The organism is Staphylococcus sp. FSL K6-3157 (assembly GCF_038005145.1).
In the GTDB taxonomy this organism is placed as follows: Bacteria; Bacillota; Bacilli; order Staphylococcales; family Staphylococcaceae; genus Staphylococcus; species Staphylococcus equorum.
In genome coordinates this window covers 1,993,788-2,013,649 of the sequence record NZ_JBBOSM010000001.1, presented here as the reverse complement: position 1 = coordinate 2,013,649, position 19,862 = coordinate 1,993,788, and the positions used below count along the sequence as shown (strand labels likewise).

21 protein-coding genes are annotated in these 19,862 nt (G+C 32.8%); 11 read left to right on the top strand and 10 right to left on the bottom strand.

What is annotated here, in order from left to right; genetic code table 11:
- Window positions 1-3 precede the first annotated feature (3 nt).
- Genes dltA through dltD form a run of 4 tightly spaced genes read left to right on the top strand, consistent with a single transcriptional unit; the run spans window position 4 to window position 4,075 of the window.
- Entirely contained in the window at window positions 4-1,464 is a 1,461-nt protein-coding gene (gene dltA / locus MHB47_RS09610; protein ID WP_340756383.1) for a D-alanine--poly(phosphoribitol) ligase subunit DltA, read from the top strand.
- On the top strand, window positions 1,464-2,678 hold the full coding sequence (gene dltB / locus MHB47_RS09605) for a D-alanyl-lipoteichoic acid biosynthesis protein DltB (protein ID WP_340756381.1): 1,215 nt from the start codon (window positions 1,464-1,466) through the stop codon (window positions 2,676-2,678). The genes dltA and dltB overlap by 1 nt, the downstream gene beginning before the upstream one ends.
- Before the next feature lie 18 nt (window positions 2,679-2,696).
- The gene (gene dltC, locus MHB47_RS09600; protein ID WP_340756379.1) at window positions 2,697-2,933 is read left to right on the top strand and encodes a D-alanine--poly(phosphoribitol) ligase subunit 2; all 237 of its coding nucleotides are present in this window, start codon (window positions 2,697-2,699) and stop codon (window positions 2,931-2,933) included.
- Window positions 2,930-4,075, top strand: coding sequence for a D-alanyl-lipoteichoic acid biosynthesis protein DltD (gene dltD, locus MHB47_RS09595; protein WP_340756377.1), 1,146 nt, complete (start codon window positions 2,930-2,932; stop codon window positions 4,073-4,075). Before dltC ends, dltD begins: the two co-directional genes overlap by 4 nt.
- A 546-nt stretch (window positions 4,076-4,621) precedes the next feature.
- Here dltD and MHB47_RS09590 read toward each other — a convergent pair.
- Window positions 4,622-4,864, bottom strand: a complete 243-nt coding sequence (locus tag MHB47_RS09590; protein WP_002483816.1) for a NifU family protein — start codon at window positions 4,862-4,864, stop codon at window positions 4,622-4,624.
- A gap of 106 nt (window positions 4,865-4,970) precedes the next feature.
- On the opposite strand from MHB47_RS09590, the gene MHB47_RS09585 reads away from it, so the two are divergent.
- Window positions 4,971-5,282: a YuzD family protein gene (locus MHB47_RS09585; RefSeq protein ID WP_002508155.1), complete on the top strand. Its 312-nt coding sequence runs from the start codon at window positions 4,971-4,973 to the stop codon at window positions 5,280-5,282.
- A gap of 137 nt (window positions 5,283-5,419) precedes the next feature.
- Here the strand turns inward: MHB47_RS09585 and MHB47_RS09580 are convergent, their stop codons facing one another.
- A complete protein-coding gene (locus MHB47_RS09580; RefSeq protein ID WP_002508154.1) occupies window positions 5,420-6,484 on the bottom strand; it encodes an NAD(P)/FAD-dependent oxidoreductase in 1,065 nt (354 codons plus the stop codon).
- A gap of 454 nt (window positions 6,485-6,938) precedes the next feature.
- Here MHB47_RS09580 and MHB47_RS09575 point away from each other — a divergent pair, with 454 nt between their 5' ends.
- The 6 genes from MHB47_RS09575 (at window position 6,939) to MHB47_RS09550 (ending at window position 12,631) form a co-directional block, all read left to right on the top strand.
- Window positions 6,939-7,175, top strand: coding sequence for a YuzB family protein (locus MHB47_RS09575; protein ID WP_002512218.1), 237 nt, complete (start codon window positions 6,939-6,941; stop codon window positions 7,173-7,175).
- A 12-nt stretch (window positions 7,176-7,187) separates the two neighbouring features.
- Window positions 7,188-7,547 (top strand): HesB/IscA family protein, encoded by a 360-nt coding sequence (locus MHB47_RS09570; protein ID WP_002512219.1) that lies wholly within the window; start codon window positions 7,188-7,190, stop codon window positions 7,545-7,547.
- Window positions 7,548-7,778: 231 nt separating this feature from the next.
- Window positions 7,779-8,987 carry an NAD(P)/FAD-dependent oxidoreductase gene (locus tag MHB47_RS09565; protein ID WP_340756375.1) on the top strand — a complete coding sequence of 403 codons (1,209 nt, stop codon included), beginning with the start codon at window positions 7,779-7,781 and terminating at the stop codon, window positions 8,985-8,987.
- 189 nt (window positions 8,988-9,176) lie between these two features.
- Window positions 9,177-10,655 (top strand): M17 family metallopeptidase, encoded by a 1,479-nt coding sequence (locus tag MHB47_RS09560; RefSeq protein ID WP_340756373.1) that lies wholly within the window; start codon window positions 9,177-9,179, stop codon window positions 10,653-10,655.
- 251 nt (window positions 10,656-10,906) lie between these two features.
- Window positions 10,907-12,223, top strand: coding sequence for a Na+/H+ antiporter family protein (locus tag MHB47_RS09555; protein ID WP_340756371.1), 1,317 nt, complete (start codon window positions 10,907-10,909; stop codon window positions 12,221-12,223).
- A 30-nt stretch (window positions 12,224-12,253) separates the two neighbouring features.
- Window positions 12,254-12,631 (top strand): hotdog fold thioesterase, encoded by a 378-nt coding sequence (locus MHB47_RS09550; RefSeq protein WP_340756369.1) that lies wholly within the window; start codon window positions 12,254-12,256, stop codon window positions 12,629-12,631.
- 21 nt (window positions 12,632-12,652) lie between these two features.
- On the opposite strand, the gene MHB47_RS09545 is transcribed toward MHB47_RS09550, so the two are convergent.
- The 8 genes from MHB47_RS09545 to MHB47_RS09510 all read right to left on the bottom strand — a co-directional run bounded on the left by MHB47_RS09545 (window position 12,653) and on the right by MHB47_RS09510 (window position 19,777).
- Window positions 12,653-13,828, bottom strand: coding sequence for an NAD(P)-binding domain-containing protein (locus MHB47_RS09545; protein WP_340756367.1), 1,176 nt, complete (start codon window positions 13,826-13,828; stop codon window positions 12,653-12,655).
- Window positions 13,829-14,012: 184 nt separating this feature from the next.
- Entirely contained in the window at window positions 14,013-14,369 is a 357-nt protein-coding gene (locus MHB47_RS09540; RefSeq protein ID WP_340756365.1) for a Na+/H+ antiporter subunit G1, read from the bottom strand.
- Window positions 14,347-14,640: a Na(+)/H(+) antiporter subunit F1 gene (locus MHB47_RS09535; RefSeq protein ID WP_107514682.1), complete on the bottom strand. Its 294-nt coding sequence runs from the start codon at window positions 14,638-14,640 to the stop codon at window positions 14,347-14,349. Before MHB47_RS09535 ends, MHB47_RS09540 begins: the two co-directional genes overlap by 23 nt.
- Window positions 14,640-15,119: a Na+/H+ antiporter subunit E gene (locus tag MHB47_RS09530; protein WP_340756363.1), complete on the bottom strand. Its 480-nt coding sequence runs from the start codon at window positions 15,117-15,119 to the stop codon at window positions 14,640-14,642. Before MHB47_RS09530 ends, MHB47_RS09535 begins: the two co-directional genes overlap by 1 nt.
- 1 nt (window position 15,120) lies before the next feature.
- Window positions 15,121-16,617, bottom strand: coding sequence for a Na+/H+ antiporter subunit D (locus MHB47_RS09525; protein WP_340757312.1), 1,497 nt, complete (start codon window positions 16,615-16,617; stop codon window positions 15,121-15,123).
- Window positions 16,604-16,951 (bottom strand): Na+/H+ antiporter Mnh1 subunit C, encoded by a 348-nt coding sequence (mnhC1, locus tag MHB47_RS09520; protein ID WP_002508142.1) that lies wholly within the window; start codon window positions 16,949-16,951, stop codon window positions 16,604-16,606. Before mnhC1 ends, MHB47_RS09525 begins: the two co-directional genes overlap by 14 nt.
- Window positions 16,951-17,379, bottom strand: coding sequence for a Na(+)/H(+) antiporter subunit B (locus MHB47_RS09515; RefSeq protein ID WP_002512223.1), 429 nt, complete (start codon window positions 17,377-17,379; stop codon window positions 16,951-16,953). The genes mnhC1 and MHB47_RS09515 overlap by 1 nt, the downstream gene beginning before the upstream one ends.
- The gene (locus tag MHB47_RS09510) at window positions 17,360-19,777 is read right to left on the bottom strand and encodes a Na+/H+ antiporter subunit A (RefSeq protein WP_340756362.1); all 2,418 of its coding nucleotides are present in this window, start codon (window positions 19,775-19,777) and stop codon (window positions 17,360-17,362) included. Before MHB47_RS09510 ends, MHB47_RS09515 begins: the two co-directional genes overlap by 20 nt.
- Between the last annotated feature and the right edge of the window lie 85 nt (window positions 19,778-19,862).

The following is a 19,862-nucleotide window of genomic DNA, read 5'->3' as shown; positions in this document are numbered from 1 at the left end:
AGCATGAAAGATATTATACAATCACTAATTGAAAATGCCCAAAATCACCCTGATCATAAAGCAATTCAACATAATAATGAGAGTTTGACTTATCGTGAATTGAACCAATATTCAAATATACTGGCCGACATTATTAAAGAATCTAAGCGACCGCTCATTTTATATGGTCACATGTCTCCATTTATGATTGTCGGTATGTTGGCAAGTATAAAAGCTGGTTGCGGCTATGTTCCAATCGATACATCTATACCTCATGAACGTATTCAGTCCATTATTGAAAAAATAGAAGGTCAATTTATATTCAATACAACTGAAAATGATATAAATATAAAAGAAATTAATGTGATAGAACAGAGTATGATAACAAGCGCATTAAACATGGAGCAATTTGATTCTAGGATGGTAGGAGAGAATATTGCTTATACGATATTCACGTCTGGCTCTACAGGCGAACCTAAAGGAGTTCAAATAAGTTATGAAAGTTTGAATCAATTCACTAAATGGATGGTTGACCTTAATAAATTAGGTCATAAGCAACAATGGTTAAATCAAGCACCATTTTCATTTGATTTATCAGTGATGGCAGTTTATCCATGTATCGCAACTGCAGGTACATTAAATTTAGTAGATAAAACGATGATTAATAAACCTAAACTATTAAATCAAATGCTGGAGCATTCAAAAATAAATATATGGGTTTCAACACCATCCTTTATGGAGATGTGTTTAATGCTACCTAATTTATCTGAAACAACATACACGAGTTTAAAAGAATTTTTCTTTTGTGGTGAAATTTTGGCACATAGAACTGCTCAAATGTTATTACAGCGTTTTTCATCTGCTTATATATACAACACATATGGTCCTACAGAAGCAACTGTAGCTGTTACGAGTATATTGATTACTGAAGCGGTAATTGAGCGATATAATCCTTTACCGGTAGGCGTTCCAAGACCAGGTACATCTTTATCACTGACAGATAAAGGTGAGCTTATTATTTCTGGAAAGTGTGTAAGCGCGGGATACGTCAAAGATGAGGTTCGTTCTAATGAAGTGTTTAAAATAAATAATAATAAAAAGTATTATTATACAGGTGACAAAGCAGAAATAAGAGATGACCAATGGTTTATTAATGGTCGTATAGATTTTCAAATTAAATTAAATGGTTACAGAATGGAATTAGAAGAAATAGAATTTCAATTAGGCCAAATAGCACGTATCAAGGAAGCTATAGTAGTACCAATATACAAAGGTAATAAAGTTATACATTTAAATGCTGTAATCGTAGTAAATGAAGCTGACCGTGTGGAAAATGAACAAGAAGCAATTCATAACATCAAATGTGAATTAAAACAACGTATACCAGAATATATGATACCAAGGAAAGTTATATTCCAAGATAAATTGCCTTTAACAGTAAATGGTAAATTAGATCGTAAAAAGATTGCTGAGGATGTAATGTAATGATTCCATATGGCACATTTACGTTTTTTCTCATAGCAACTATAGTATTAATACCCGTCATTATTCTTGGTCTTATGGGTAAAAGAAGCCGCATATACAATGGCGTGAGTACTGTAATAATGATTGTACTTATTTTCTCATCTGAAAAACACAATTTATTTGGACAGGATTATTTAAGTGTTCAAGTTATAAATTTTTTGCTCTATACGATTTGGCAAGTTTTAATTATTATATATTATTGGAAATCTCGAGCTAAAAATAATACATTCAGTAAATTTTTTATGGTCATCACATTATCTATATTACCGTTAATTATTGTGAAAGTGATGCAAAGTTCTTGGTTTGGAACTGCACAGCTGAAACTTCATGAAAATAAAGTCATAGAATTTATAGGATTTTTAGGTATTTCATATGTAACTTTTAAAAGTGTTCAATTATTGATGGAAATACGTGACGGCTCAATTAAAGAAATAAAAAGTTGGAAAGTCATACAATTTATTTCATTCTTTCCAACCATTTCATCTGGACCAATCGATCGTTATAAACGATTTGTAAAAGATGATAATAAAATACCTAATGGTGAACGTTATCGTGAACTATTAGTTAAAGCAATTCATTTTATAATGCTTGGATTTTTGTATAAATATATTATTGCGTACTTAATCCAAATGTATGCAATCAATCCACTTATGTTAGATTTTACGAGCTTTACTGCAAAATGGCTGTATATGTATGCCTATAGTTTATATTTATTTTTTGATTTTGCAGGTTATTCGTTGTTTGCCATTGCATTTAGTTATTTGTATGGCATACAAACACCTCAAAACTTTAAGCAACCTTTTAAAGCTCAAAATATTAAAGATTTTTGGAATAGATGGCATATGTCATTATCGTTTTGGTTCAGAGATTGTATATATATGAGATCATTATTCTTTATGTCAAAGAAAAAATTATTGAAAAGTCAATTTGCGATGTCGAATATTGCGTTTTCACTTAACTTTTTAATCATGGGTGTGTGGCATGGTATTGAAATGCATTATATTTTATATGGTTTATATCATGCGGTACTTTTTATTGGCTACGGTTATTATGAAAAGTGGAGAAAAAAACATCCGCCACGATGGCAAAATCTATTTACAACAATGTTAAGTATCATTATCACATTTCACTTTGTAACGTTTGGTTTTCTGATATTTTCTGGAAAACTGTTTTAAAAAATAGGAGGAATTTTTATGGAATTTAGAAAACAAGTTTTAGATTTATTAGAAGAAGTAGCTGAAAATAGTATCGTTAAAGAAAATCCAGATGTTGAATTATTTGAAGAAGGTATAATAGACTCTTTTCAAACAGTGGGACTTTTACTAGAAATACAAAACAAATTAGATATAGAGGTTTCAATCATGGATTTTGATAGAGATGAATGGGAAACACCAAATAAAATAGTAGCGGTTTTAGAAGCATTAAGATGAAACTAAAACCATTTATACCAATCATCGCAAGTCTTATATTGTTTGGAATTTTCTTAGCTATACCAGTAAGTTGGTTTACAGGATTAATTAATTCAAAAACTTTAGAAACACAACGTATATCGTTATCAGATCAAGTGTTAAAAGGAACATTAATTCAAGATAAGATGTATGAATCTGATGCATATTATCCAATTTACGGTTCGAGTGAACTTGAAAAAGATGATCCTTTTAACCCTGCTTTATTAATAAATAATGATAAAAACATTTCTGAGAAACCATTTTTAATTGGAACAGGTGGTTCAACAGATTTAGTCAATGCAGTAGAACTAGGTTCGCAGTATGATAATCTTAAAGGTAAAAAGATAGCGTTTATTGTATCACCACAATGGTTTACTAATAATGGTTTAACATCTGAAAATTTTAAAGAACGTATTGCTAAAGGGCAGTTAAACCAACTGTTTAAACAAAATAATTTAAGCCCTGAACTTAAACAACGTTTTGCTAAAAGACTGTTACAGTTTAAAGATGCTGAAAATAAGCCCTATTTGGAAAAAGTAGCACAACAACCCCAAAATGTTAAGGATACTTATATTTCATCTTTTACAGATAATCAATTGAAAAAAATTGAATTAATAAAAGCGATGTTTCCGTTAACTTCTTCTCCATTATCACAAGTTAAACCTGTAACTCAAGAAGGTGAGTCATGGGAGGATATTCAAAAGCAAGCAGAAGAATATGGTAAAGCACGAACGAAGTCAAATGAATTTGGTATTAGAGATGAATATTGGGATTTAATAAAAAACCATAAACGTAAAATAAATAGAGATTATGAGTTTAATATTAACTCACCAGAGTTTAATGATTTAGCATTGTTAGTAGATACACTAAACGAAGCTGGTGCTGATGTTGAATATATAATCTTACCATCTAATGGTAAGTGGTATGATTATATTGGTATTGATAAACACAGAAGACAAGGTATCTATAAAAAAATTAATCAAACAATTGTAGAACGTGGTGGGGACGTTTATGATATGTCAGATAAAGATTATGAGCCATATGTTGTAAGTGATGCAGTACATATTGGCTGGAAAGGCTGGGTGTATATAAGCGAAAGAATGAATCAACACTTACAAGAATAATTTAGCATGTTACTAACAAGTTTCAGAGTCTATTGTTAAATCAATCAAGTTGTTGTCTGAATTGAAAATGTGAAAGTTTCAACGCTTCTATTCTTTTTTTGGTAAAAATTTTGGATGAAATTTGGGACATAAGCTTCTTAGATAACTGAAAAATGATGGTTTCTATGTGAAATAAAATAGAAGCCATCATTTTTATGTTTTATATATTTGAGTAGCTCGATGATCTACAATTTTCTTTATGCTTATTGCCATTAAGATACCTTCACTTTTTGTTTAACTTTAAGCAATACACAAAGCGATATTCACTAGAAATATACGGTGGAAAAGTACGGAATATTGTATAATCAGTCGGAAAATTGATATTATGACGGAGAATACATTTCTAGTAAAGCACTTGTAATTTTTGCAAAATAAAAAAGCTAAACGATATTATTCGTTTAGCTTGACTATGCTTTGAAACTATTCGCATTACAAAAATGAAATAGTTAATTAAAGTGCTCGAAAGAAACTTAATCTTGAGATGTTATCTATATATGAATATATCAATTAGAATACTTGTTCTACTTCGATTACTCCTGGTACTTCTTCATGCAAAGCACGTTCAATACCTGCTTTTAAAGTGATTGTTGAACTAGGGCATGTACCACATGCACCATGTAATTGTAGTTTAACAATACCATCTTCTACATCAACGAGTGAACAGTCACCGCCATCACGTAGTAAGAAGGGACGAAGTTTTTCAATTACTTCTGCTACTTGATCAAACATTGTTACGTTTTCAGTTGGCATGGAAATGCCTCCTTTCAAGTGAGTTATTTCATATTCTACTTATCTTTTTATTATAATAGAAATGTAAGGAAAAATCTATCAATCAATACAAAAGGGGAATGTTAAAATGAATAAAGCTAGTGTCATCGTTTATGGTGCAGATATTGTTTGCGCAAGTTGCGTTAACGCGCCAACAGCGCGCAATACTTACGATTGGTTACAACCATTGTTAAAAAGGAAATATCCAGATGTTCAGTTTGAATTCACATATATTGATATTGAAAAAGATACTGAGAACTTAACAGATCATGACCAACAGTACATTGAACGCATTCAAGAAGATGAATTATTCTATCCATTAGTTACCATAAATGAAGAATATGTATCAGATGGTTATGTACAATTAAAAGATATAACGAAATTTATGGATGCGCATTAATCACATCCTATTTAGTCTTTCAATTAAATATTACGTCTTAAAAAGATAAAGCGCTTGAGACATCTTATTATAATGTCTTAAGCGCTTTACTGTCCAAATTTGTTTTTCGTATTACTAATTTGAGGAGATAGTACTTTTTAACCGTTATGGTATTTATATAACCATAGTACGCCTGATTTTAAAATAGAAGCTAAGCGGCCGGTAACAGTTCGGTCCATTATATAAGCAAATCCTTTTTTATCTCCAAGTGAGCCGAGGAAACCTTGAACTTTAATTTCAGGCATTTTTTCTGGAAGTGCTTTACCTTGCCATTGTAATTTCATAACATCTGCAATTTGATCACCTTGTGCTTCAGCGAGCTGTGCACTTGGTGCGTGCGGTAATTCTGCACAGTCACCAACCACATAGACATTTTTGTAGGTAGGCACTTGGTGATATTGATTTAAAATAACACGGCCACCTTTACTAATGTCTATTGGAAGGTTTCTAACTACCTCAACAGGTTGAATACCTGCAGTCCATACGACTAAATCTAATTCTTCAGGTACATCATTATTATAGATACAGCCTGGTTCTACGCGATTAATATCAGAGTTTGGTACTACAGTTACATCATTTTTCTTAAACCAATTTTCAATATATTGACTTAACTTTTCAGGAAAACGACGTAGAATACGTTCGCCTCTGTCATAGAGGTAGATTTTTAAATCTTCTCGACTTTCACGTAGTTCACTTGCTAATTCGATACCACTTAATCCAGCACCAACGATACCTACTTTGGCGCCATTTGGTAATTCGCTTAAATGGTGGAATGTCTCACGAGATTTAGATAATGTTTGAATACTATGTGTGTATTCTTCAGCACCTGGCACACTGTGATACTTATCTTCACAGCCTAAACCAATCACTAATTCATCATAATCTACTTTCGTATTGCCAACGGAAATAATTTGATCTTCTAAATCGATATCATTAATTTCTCCAAAAACATTGTTGATGCGATCAGAATCAGGAAAATTCATACGAACATCCTTATCAGATTTAGTACCAGCAGCCAACTCATAAAACTCTGGCTTTAAACAGTGGTAAGGCATACGATCAATTAATGTGACCGTATAATTTTCAGGAAGTGCAGATGGTAAAATATGTGACATGATGCGCATATTTCCATAGCCGCCACCTAATAAGACTAAGTTTTTCATTTGTGATACCCCTCTAGTAAAAATTGTATTGAGCATTAAGATAAAATGAGATGTATTTTATCTTCAACTCGTCAATGTAAGTTATTAAATATAATGTGGTTAAATCATATTTCGTCTTTCATCGATATACCAATTTTCTATAATCAGCTTACTTAGATATATTATAAGCCTTTTTGAATACTTCTACAAATAAAGTAGATACTTTATTATTTGCAATTACATTTAATTTGTAACAGAATTTATTATTTCATCTACTTAAGTAATAACGGCTTGTTTTGACGCAATCTATTTGATAAATAAATGTGGCTAATTGATTAATTATATATCTATAATCAATTGTTTATTCTGGTTGATAAGACAGTATAAAAGTGTGGATTTTATAAGCTAGTATGTAGTCAACTATGTGCAGTGTTTGTTATAATTGTTTAACTGATAATTTATGAGAGGGTGTATTATGAATCCAATAATTGAGTTCTGCATTTCGAATTTAGCGAAAGGCGGGGACTACGTATATAATCAACTTGAAAATGACCCAGAAGTAGACGTATTAGAATATGGTTGCTTACAAAATTGTGGACTATGTTCAAGTGGGTTGTACGCACTAGTGAATGGTGATATCGTTGAAGGTGAATCGCCAGATGACTTATTACAAAAAATTTACGCACATATAGAAGAAACATGGATTTTTTAGGAGGTAATTATAATGGCAGTAGTTGAAATAACTGAAGCAGCAGCATATGAAGTAAAAGACATGTTACAACAAAATGATATGGCAGATGGTTATTTAAAAATTAAAATAAATGGTGGAGGTTGTACAGGCCTTACTTATGGTATGTCAGCTGAAGCAGAGCCAGGTGAAAATGATGAAGTCTTGGAAGTCCACGGTTTGAAAATACTTGTAGAAAAATATGACAAACCTGTATTAGATGGTACTAGAATTGATTTCAAACAGTCACTCATGGGTGGCGGTTTCCAAATTGATAATCCAAACGCAATTGCATCTTGCGGTTGCGGTAGTTCATTTAGAACAGCCAAAGTTGCTGGTTCTCCAGAAGATTGTTAATTTATAAAATTTAAAGGCTATAGTTCGCATAATATCCAAGGTGAGCTATAGCCTTTTATAAGTTTATGTGAAATAATAAACAATATGGGCATTAGCGCTTGAAAATAAGCTATAAAAACTATAAAATTAGTATTGGATAAAAAATGTCTTTTTTGTGAATTACTAATTAAAATATAGGGTATAGCAAAAGACTAAGGCAACAAAAAAATTATGAAAGTTTAGGTGAATGAAATGGCTCAAGATCGTAAAAAAGTATTAGTTTTAGGCGCGGGTTATGCAGGTTTACAAACTATTACAAAATTACAAAAGCAAATTTCAGCAGATGAAGCTGAAGTTACATTAATTAATAAAAATGATTACCATTATGAAGCTACTTGGTTACATGAAGCTTCAGCAGGTACGATTAGCTATGAAGATTTACTATATCCAGTTGAAAGTGTAGTAAACAAAGACAAAGTTAACTTTGTTAAAGCAGAAGTTACAAAAATCGACCGCAATGCTAAAAAAGTAGAAACTGACGCTGGTATTTTTGATTACGATATCTTAGTTGTATCATTAGGTTTCGAAACTGAAACATTTGGTATCAAAGGCATGAAAGATCATGCTTTCCAAATCGAAAACGTTTTAACTGCTCGTAAATTATCTCGTCATATCGAAGACAAATTTGCTAACTATGCATCTTCTAAACAAAAAGATGACAAAGATTTAGCTATTATTGTTGGTGGCGCAGGATTTACTGGTGTGGAATTCTTAGGTGAATTAACTGACCGCATCCCTGAATTATGTAATAAATATGGTGTAGAACAAAGCAAAGTTAAAATTACTTGTGTCGAAGCTGCTCCAAAAATGTTACCAATGTTCTCTGATGAATTAGTTAACCATGCTGTAAGTTACTTAGAAGATAGAGGCGTAGAATTCAAAATTGGTACTCCAATCGTTGCAGCTAACGAAAAAGGTTTCGTAGTAAAAGTTAACGATGAAGAGCAACAATTAGAAGCTAATACAGTTGTATGGGCTGCTGGTGTTCGTGGTAGCAATTTAATGGAAGAATCATTTGAAGGTGTTAAACGTGGACGCATCGTTACTAAACAAGATTTAACTATAGAAGGTTATGACGATGTCTTTGCAATTGGTGATGTTTCCGCATTTATCCCAGCTGGTGAAGAACGTCCATTACCAACAACTGCGCAAATTGCTATGCAACAAGGTGAACAGACTGCTAAAAATATTATAAATATTTTAGAAGGTCAACCAACTCAAGAATTTGAATATGTTGATCGTGGTACTGTATGTTCATTAGGTTCTAATGATGGTGTAGGCGTTGTTTACGGTAAAGATATTCAAGGTAAAAAAGCTGCATTCATGAAAAAAGTTATCGATACACGTGCAGTATACAAACTTGGCGGTGTCGGCTTAGCATTTAAAAAAGGTAAATTTTAATATAGCAATTAAATAATACAGGCGCATGCACTATGTGATTCTGTACTTAAAAAGACCTGTCTAGTAAATAGATAGGTCTTTTTATTAAATAAAAAAGCACTAAGCCATATAAACCGTAGTATCATTTTTAATAAAATAATGGATAGACAATGACACATTAAAAATTCAATTTAAAAAGAGGGATGCGCAATGCAAGTAACAATGCAAAGCAATACTAATATTAACAATAAAACTTTAGTAGTTGGTGTGCCAGAACACTTGAATCAAATTAGTGAGTTAACTGTAGAAGATGAAAATATAATTGAAAAATTAGAAGAACTAAAACGCAATCAAATTATTAATACAAATGTTGGGACAATTTCTAGTACACTGTTTTCATTAAATGGTAAAAAATTAAAGCTCATCACAGTTGGTTTAGGCAATTTAAAAACAACAAACTATAGTGATTTTTTAAAAGTATTTGGCAACTTATTTCAATATTTAAAAAAAGATAGAATTACTCAGGCTTCACTCTTATTTGATACGTTTGGCTCTCAAGTAATTACGATAGATGCGGTTGCAGAAATTTTAGGGCAACAAAGTGAACAAGCAACGTATCAATTTGATGGCTATAAAACGAATAAAATGCCGCCTTATCAACTTGATTTAGATATACATACAGAAAGTTCAGCAGTGCACACATTTGTTAAGCAAGGATTAATTATTGGTTCATCGATTAATTTAGCGCGCGATTATAGTAATATACCGCCTAATATATTAACACCAGGTTATTATGCTGAACGCATTCAAAACCACTTTAAGGATACAGACGTTGCTGTCGATATTAAAGATAGCGATACCGTACAACGTGAAGGCTTTGGATTGATACATGCAGTTGGTAAAGGTTCAAAGCATGGTCCTAGAGTTATTACACTTACATATAATGGAGGCAATGCAGATGCTGAGCCTATCGCACTTGTAGGTAAAGGTATCACTTACGATTCTGGTGGCTATTCTATTAAGCCGAAAATAGGCATGCAAACGATGAAGTATGATATGTGTGGTTCTGCGAATGTGATCGCAATGATTGAAGCAGCACGCCAATTAAAACTTAAAGTAAATATTGTAGGGGTTATTGCAGCTGCTGAAAATATGGTAAATGAAATAGCTATGAAACCTGACGATGTTTATACAGCGTTAAGCGGTGAATCTGTTGAAGTATTAAATACGGATGCTGAAGGACGCTTAGTATTAGGTGATGCAGTATTTTATGCAAACCAATTTCAGCCACAAGTAATTCTTGATTTTGCAACTTTAACCGGCGCAGCTGTAGCCGCACTTGGTGAAGATAAAGCTGCAGTGTTTAAACATAACGCAGAACACCAGCTTGAGGCTATAATTGCTAAAGCACAATTAGTAGACGAATATGTTTTTGAATTACCAATGACCTCTACAGAACAAAGTTTAATCCGTAAAAGTGAAGTCGCTGATTTAGTGAATCATACGAATGGTCATGGAAAAGCTTTGTTTGCTGCTACATTTATTAATCATTTTGCAGGTGAGACACCTCATTTACATTTTGACATTGCAGGGCCTGCAACAACTCAAAGCAACACATATAAAGGACCAAAAGGACCGACAGGCTATTTAATTCCAACCATTGTTCAATGGTTGCGCACATTAAAGTAAATGTTAAAGTAATTTAAATCATTTTGTTATTATTTTAATGGAAAACTCATAAATTATTTTATAGAGTTTTCTGTTTTTTTATTTATAATATGAAAAACATGTAATAATCATTTGACAGTAGGTTATGAATTACCAATGAGCTAAAAATATGGAAACAGATTGGGTAAATGCCATTGACAATTGAAGTGGATATTGATATTATAAATTTCGTAATGCTTTAGTTCGATAACGTGGTAAAGGAGTCATGCTTTGTGATAAATGCAGTAGTTATAGCAGTCGTACTGATGATTGTCTTATGTTTATGTAGATTAAATGTAGTGATAAGTTTATTTATTGGTGCGCTCGTAGGTGGCTTAATTTCAGGAATGAATATCACTGAAATTGTGTCCGTATTTGGTAAAAATATAGTAGATGGTGCTGAAGTAGCACTTAGTTATGCCTTGTTAGGTGGTTTTGCAGCACTTATTTCTTATAGTGGCATTACCGATTATTTAGTGAATAAAATTATAGATGCTATTCATGCTGAAAATAGTAAAATGTCACGAGTAAAAGTGAAAATTATTATTATTGTTGCATTATTAGCGATAAGTATAATGAGTCAGAACTTAATTCCTGTACATATTGCATTTATCCCAATCGTTATTCCACCATTAATCAGTTTATTTAATGAACTTAATATCGATAGAAGACAAATAGCAATCATCATTGGCTTTGGTTTATGTTTTCCTTATGTTCTTATGCCTTTTGGTTTTGGACAAATTTACCACCAAATTATTCAAAGTGGTTTTTCAAAAGCAGATCATCCAATTGAAATGGGTATGATTTGGAAATCGATGCTTATACCATCGATAGGGTATATTGTCGGCTTGATTGCAGGTATATACTATTATAGAAAGCCAAGAAAATATATACAACGTGATGAAGTAAAAGATACAACTCACACTGAAATTAAACCTTATATACTTATAGTTACAATAGTTTCCATTATCGCAACATTCCTTGTACAATTACTTACTGATTCAATGATCTTTGGTGCATTAGCAGGTGTCCTAGTATTCTTTATTTCTAGAGCATATAAATGGACTGAATTAGATAAGAAATTTGTTGAAGGTATACAAATTATGTCCTTTATCGGTGTCGTTATTTTATCTGCAAATGGTTTTGCGGGTGTGATGAATGAAACAGGTGACATTTCTAAGTTAGTGAATGGCATAAGTGGTGTCATAGGAGATAATAAACTTATAAGTATTATTGTAATGTATTTGATTGGATTAGTTGTCACGTTAGGTATTGGCTCATCATTTGCTACGATACCTATTATAGCTACATTATTTGTTCCGTTAGGCGAATCTTTAGGATTAAGCACAATGGGGCTTATAGCTTTAATTGGTACAGCGAGTGCGTTAGGTGATTCTGGTTCGCCCGCAAGTGATTCAACACTTGGCCCAACTGCTGGATTAGACGTTGATGGTCAGCATGATCACATTAGAGATACGTGTATACCTAACTTTGTGTTTTACAATATACCGTTAATTATTTTCGGTACAATTGCTGCTATGGTACTATAAAGCTATTAAGTGGAAAACGGAGTGACAGCAATGACCAATATGTTAGAAGCGTTAAATATGAAAATAGAAAAAGAAGCACAGGGTTTGTTAATTATGTCTATGCCAGTAACGGATCAAGTTAAACAACCATTTGGCTATTTACATGGTGGTGCGAGTTTAGCATTAGGAGAGACAGCTTGTTCTATGGGTGCGGCATATTTAATCGATACGAATCAATATGTACCATTAGGATTAGAAATGAATGCAAATCATATTGGGTCTACCACAGAGGGTACAATTTACGCAACAGCATCTATCATACATGAGGGTAAGACAACACAGGTCTGGAATATAGATATTAAAGATGATACAGATAGATTAATTTGTGTCATGCGCGGAACAATTGCTATAAAGCCTCTGAAACGTTAATAATCAAAAAGCGCTATAAAGTTAATTATTTAACTTTATAGCGCTTTTTGTTTTGTTTTTATTTTCAATTTCATCATAAGCTTCTGCAATACGAAGTGCTGCTTCTCGTCCGCCCATAATATTGCGTGCAAACGGTCCAAGAACTAAATCAGCTAAACCACCTGTGACAAAGAGGTTAGGTAACCATTCTAAAGTTTGAGAAATATATGGCAAGCCGCACGATGTTATAGGGGCTTGGAAGTGATTCGTAAGGTGCTTAATAATTGGCTGCTGCATGATTGATTCTTTAAACCCTGTAGCTAATAAAATATGATCATAGTGCAAGCAATAATTTTCAGTGCAAATGTGATGTTGTTGAATATCTGTAAGTTCATTGATATGCAATTTCAATCTGTTTTGTTTGATGTACTTTTTAAGCCTTAATTCTAGTTCTTTAGGCATAGATCCTCTATGTCGCTCGCGTTTAATAATATCAAATCTTTGTTCAGAAGATTCAATGGCATTAAAAGAAGTCATATTTTTAGGACCGAGCCATCCTGGGTCTGCATCAAAATCATGTACATCTATGTGTTTATTCGTCCACAAATGAATTTTATTGTTATTTTCTTTTAATAGTCTTAAGCATAAATGTGCAGCTGATATACCACTACCAACGACATGTGAAGTTTCTTGATAATAGGATTCATCGTTATCGAACACATGTGATATATCGGGTTGTTGTACAAATAGTTTAGGTGTGTATGGTTCATGATTACAGCCAAAAGCAATAATTAAATTATCTGTATGTATCCATTCATTATTACTTAATTGTATTAACCATTGCTTGTCGTCTTTTTCTATTTTATTGACATAACTTTGTATATGACTTTGGTTTAATTCAAAGTGATGAATAAGCTCATGCGTGTGATCCATAAACATATCACGGTTTGGTCGTTTGTAGGGACCATAAGCTGAATGTGTATAGTGCATTTTCTTAGCATATTGTTTCAAATGAAATGGGTTAGGATGAACATGATGTACACATGGGGAACGTAAATAGGGCATGTCTATACGTTTAGTATAATTATTGAATTGTTCGCAGAGATTATGATGTGGGTCTATAATTTTTAAACGGTCACTTTTTAACCCCTTCGATCTTAGTTTGATAGCTATTGTAGCAGCATGCAAACCACCGCCGATAATTGTCCAAGTTGTCATAAGTATTAAATCTCCTTTAAAACGAAATGATTACGATTTAATATATCATTAATTTTTATATATGACAAATAGAAATGAACATACTGGTTAAAATTATCTTAATCTGTGTCTATAAATTATAAAAAAACACTCAGCTATTTAATAATAGCTGAGTGTTTCATAATATAGGGAAAAGCAATTTATATTAGATTTTTGTATCTTTTAACTCATCTTTTAAATCGTTACGTTTTGTTCGTTTTGAAGCGGGTGTATCTAAATTATATGCAGCTTTAATAATAAGGTGACTTGATAATGGACCGGTAATTAAGATAAATAATATACCAATAAGTAACTGCATACTTGCGTAGCCTTCATGTCCAATAAAGAACAAGAATACACCACTAATTAATAACATAGCTCCTAATGTAGCTGCCTTACCAGCAGCATGTGCTCTTGAATAGACATCATCTAAACGTAAGAGACCAATCGCTGCAAGTGCACTGATGAGTGAACCAAGGATAACTAAAATAAGTGCGATACTAATGACGATCGTCGTTATCATATTCAATCACCTTACCTTTATCCATATATTTCGCAAATACTGCTGTACCTAAGAATGCTAAAATGCCGATTAATAGGATGACGACCATTAAATATTTAGTGCCTAAGAACACACTGAATAATGCGACGATGGCCATAAGTTGAATACCTATTGCATCAAGTGCAACAACACGGTCAGCTAGAGAAGGACCTATGATTACACGTACAAGCATACCTAACATAGACAATGCTACGATGACTAATGCGATAATTAAGATTATATTGTAGTTCATCATTTTTCGCCTACCTCTCTAACGACTTTTTCAAGGGAGGATTTAATACCGTCCACTTCCTCCTCTTTAGTACTAAAATCAATACAATGTATATAAATTTCAGTACGATCATCACTTATACCCAATACTACTGTTCCAGGTGTTAAAGTTATTAAATTAGATAATAACGCAATTTCCCAGTCTGTTTTCAAGTCAGTATTATAAGTGAAAAATGCTGGTTCATTGTCTATTTTTGGCTTAACTATAATGCGTATCACATCGATATTGGCTTTTATTAATTCTATAATGAAAACGAAACAAAGTTTAATTATTTTATAAACTGTAATAATATAAAACCTTCCAGGTAAAATACCACGCATTAGGTATACTAATAATAGGGCAAATAAGTAGCCTAGTATAAAGTTATTAAAAGTATAACTCCCTGTTACAAACAACCAAAAAACAGATAAAAGTAAATTTACTAATATTTGGACTGCCATATTATTTTCCCCCCAATACGCCATCGATATAAACACTTGGATCATAGAACGCTTCTGCAGCATCTTTTATAATTGGATGTAGAAAGTCTGCAGATAATCCGAAAAGTACTGAAATTACAACTGATACAATAGCAATCGCAAGTATACCTTTATATTGTAATTTAGGATTGACTTTATATCCTTTTGATTCGCCAAAGAATCCTTGTAAGAATATGCGAATAACGGAATAAAGTACAACAAGACTTGAAAGCAGTATGACAATACCACTTAAATAGAAACCTTTTTCGAAGGTAGCCTGTACAATATAAAATTTACCATAAAAACCACTTAGTGGTGGTATGCCTGCTAAGCTAAGCGCTGCAATAAAGAATGTCCAACCTAAAACTGGATAGTCTTTAATGAGACCACTGTATTTACGTAAGTCATGTGTTTTAGTGATTTTGTACATAACACCAATTAAGAAAAACAGTGCTGCTTTAATTAACATATCATGTAATGTGTAATAAATAGCGCCCATCATGCCAGTTTGGTTCATCATAGCTACACCGACTAAAATAACACCGACAGCAATCATTATATTGTAAATAATAATTTTCTTAGTATCAAAATAACTGACTGCACCTACACAACCAAAGATAATAGTTAGTAGTGCTAAGAAAAGAATAATATAGAACGGAAAGCTTGATGTATCATGAATGAAAAGACTTGATGTTCTAGCAATTGCATAGACACCAACTTTTGTTAATAACGCACCGAAAAAGGCAATGATTGCAATTGGTGGGGCATAATAAGCACCTGGTAACCAAATGTACATTGGAAAAACGCCGGCTTTCGTTGCAAATACAAAGATAAACATGATGAATATGATATTTACAATCCCAGTATCTGCAGCAGGTAGTTGTCCTAATTTTTCACCAATATCGGCTAAATTTAACGTACCAACTACAGAGTAGAGCATTGCTACTGCAATAACAAAGAAAGCGGATGATGTAACATTTATAAGTACATATTTTATTGTTTCACTTAATTGTACTTTCGTACCACCGATAACTAATAGAATATAAGATGCCAGTAAGAATACTTCGAAGAATACGAATAAGTTAAAAATATCACCTGTGATAAATGAACCTATGACACCTGTTAGCATGAACATTACTGCGAAGTAGTAATAATACGTTTCACGTTCTATGCCCACTGATTGATAAGAATATAAAATAATCAGCATTGTTACGATTAAACTTGAAATCACGAGAAGGATACTAAATATATCGAGTACTAATACAATACTATATGGAGCTTCCCATGAACCAAGTTCTAAAGTTATAATCCCATTCTTTAATACGTTGTTTAAGTTAATAAATGCAAAAATTAATGTGACAGCTGTCCCGCTTAGTGCAACGTATCGTTTAATAATAGGGCGCTTACCAATGAACACAAGTGCAATAATAGTTAACATTGGTATGACGAGTAGTGAAATAATGAGATTACTCTCGATCATCATCTAGCACTCCTTTCATACTTTCTACGTTGTCAGTTCCTAATTCTTTATAACTTCTAAAGGCTAGTACTAAGAAGAACGCTGTTACAGAAAATGAAATTACAATAGCTGTTAAAATTAAAGCTTGTGGTAGCGGATCTACATATGAAGTAATATCTTTTTCAAATATCGGTACTTCACCTTTTTTCAACCCACCCATTGTAATTAAAAATAAGTTGGCAGAGTGTGTTAAAAGGGTACTCCCAATAATGATACGTATCAAACTCTTAGAAAGAATGAGGTAGACGCTCATTGCTGTGAGGATACCACAAACAAATATCATTACTATTTCCATTACTCATCCTCTCCAATCGATAAGATTATAGTCATTATGGTACCGACAACCGCAAACAGTACGCCTAAGTCAAAGAATGTTGCTGTGTGCATTTCTATCGGTTGTAATATTCCTAAAGGTATTTCAAACGGTGTGTGCGTGAAGAAGTTTTTACTATAAAACCAACTCGCCATAGGTGTTGCTATACAAAATAGCAAACCAATGCCTATTAATATTTTGAAATCCCAAGGAAAGATTTTTTTCATAGTTTTAATATCAAAAGCCACAGTGATGATGACAAGCGCACTGGCTAATAACAGTCCACCTACGAAGCCACCACCTGGTGTGTAATGTCCTGCCAAAAATAAAGATAAACCAAACATTACGATGAGGAAGAAGATAACAACAGCTGAATATTGAAAGATTATATTATTCTTCTGTCTTTTCAATGTTTTTACCTCCTTCGTCATTTGTTTTATTACTTGTACGAAGTTTAATCATTGTATATACACCTAAACCAGCGATTCCAAGCACCGCAGATTCGAATAAAGTATCGGTACCACGGAAATCGACAAGTATAACGTTAACCATATTTGTACCGTGTGCTAAGTCATATACATGCTCTTTGTAGAATTCAGAAATAGAGCTAAAATGTCGGTTACCATAAGCGATTAAACCAAGTACAGTTACGACTGCACCCACACCAATAGAAATTAAAACATTTACAAGTTTGAATGAACGCGTCTCTTTATGTCTGTTTAAGTTTGGTAAGTGATAGAAACACAATAAGAATAACGCTGTAGAAATTGATTCAACTATAAACTGTGTTAAGGCTAAGTCTGGTGCGCCAAAGAATATAAAGAATATAGCGACAGAATAACCTACAGCACTTGCCATAATGATGCTGAACAGTCGTGAACGTGCAAATATAATCATAGAAGCTGATGTAATTATAAGTACCACTATGATTAATTCAAATGGACGTACTTCACTCACGTCTTTAAAGTTAATACCAAATGGTGTGACTAATAATGTAGCTAAAGTAATTAAAATTAAAGAAATAAATATAATTACTAAGTTGTTACGCGTAAAACCAGTCACATAAGCATTTGTGAACTTACTTGAGTGACCTAGCGAATCATTACCGAACTTATCATACCAGTAATTGATTGTAAGTTTTGTAGGATGTGCGCGTAATAAGCGCACCCAATAGCCAAACGATAAAATTAGCAATATACCAACAATATATATACCAATGGTAGAGAAAAATGCTGGTGTAAAACCATGGAACATATGGAATTCTGCATGCGTTCCAGTACTTTGACTAATTGAATTAACAGCAGGTTCAATAATTGATCCCGTTAATATAGAAGGGAAGAACCCAAATACTATAACTAATATTGCTAAAATAGCTGGTGAAAACAACATTAGTATAGAAGCTTCATGTGCTTTTTTCGGTAATGCATCTGATTTATGGCTACCTAAGAAGATTTGGCCAATAAATCTTATAGAATATACAAATGTAAATATACTACCGATAATTGCTACGATTGGAATTAATAAACCAAGCGTATTTAAACTAAATAAGTTAACGTTTGTGACCTCAATCATACTTTCCAAGAACTTCTCTTTAGAAAGGAAACCGTTAAACGGTGGCACCCCTGCCATACTGAGTGAGGTGATTATGGTAATTGTAAAAGAAATAGGCATTATTGTTAGCAATCCACCTAATTTTTTTACATCACGAGTACCTGTACTATGGTCAATGGCACCAGCAATCATAAATAACGCACCTTTAAATGTAGCGTGATTTATAAGATGGAACACAGCAGCGGTGAACGCAGCAACATAAAGTTGACTTTCAGCACCTTCAAAATGATAACTTACTGCACCTATACCTAACATAGACATAATCATACCAAGTTGTGACACGGTAGAAAATGCTAAGATACCTTTTAAATCTTGTTGTTTTGTAGCGTTTAATGACGCCCAAAATAGAGTGATTAAACCGACAGCAGTTACTGTCCAAATCCAACCTTGCGAAAGTGCAAAGATTGGTGTCATACGTGCTACTAAGTAAAGACCTGCTTTAACCATCGTAGCTGAGTGTAAGTAGGCACTGACCGGTGTTGGCGCTTCCATTGCATCCGGTAACCAAACGTAAAATGGAACTTGAGCAGATTTTGTCATCGCACCAATTAATACAAATATCATTGATAAGATGAAATAAGGACTTGTTTGGATTTCAGATGCATTTCCAATAAGTTCTTGAATACTTGTAGAGCCACCTGCGAGTGATAATAAAATAAGACCACCCAGTAGTGACAAGCCGCCAAAGACAGTAACAAGCATTGATTTTTGAGCACCGTAAATAGATGCTTGTTTGTCACGCCAAAATGATATGAGTAGAAAACTAGAAAATGAAGTTAACTCCCAAAATAGATATAACATAATAATATTATCAGATAAAACAACACCTAACATTGCACCCATAAAGAGCAAGAGATAACAATAAAAATTCCCTAATTGCTCTTGTCGACTTAAATAACTTATAGAATATAGTACGATTAAACTACCAATGCCAGTTATCAACAAACTGAATAGTAATCCCAGACCATCAACATATAAATCGAAATTCATACCAAAATGAGGCATCCAGTTTGCTTTCTGCATTATGGTATTCCCTGACATGGTTGTAGAAATATATGAGAGGAAATATATAAATAAGACGACGGGGATAGGTAACACAAACCATCCTAAATGTATTCGTTTATGAAACCGATATACAAATGGAATAATGAGTGCAAATATTAACGGTAGAAGAACCGCTATATGTAACAAACTCATTATTTTATCCTCCTTTAAAAATAGTATAAGGTTATTATACATGAATTAGACTATTCTGAAAAACATGGCTAACCCATGAAGCACA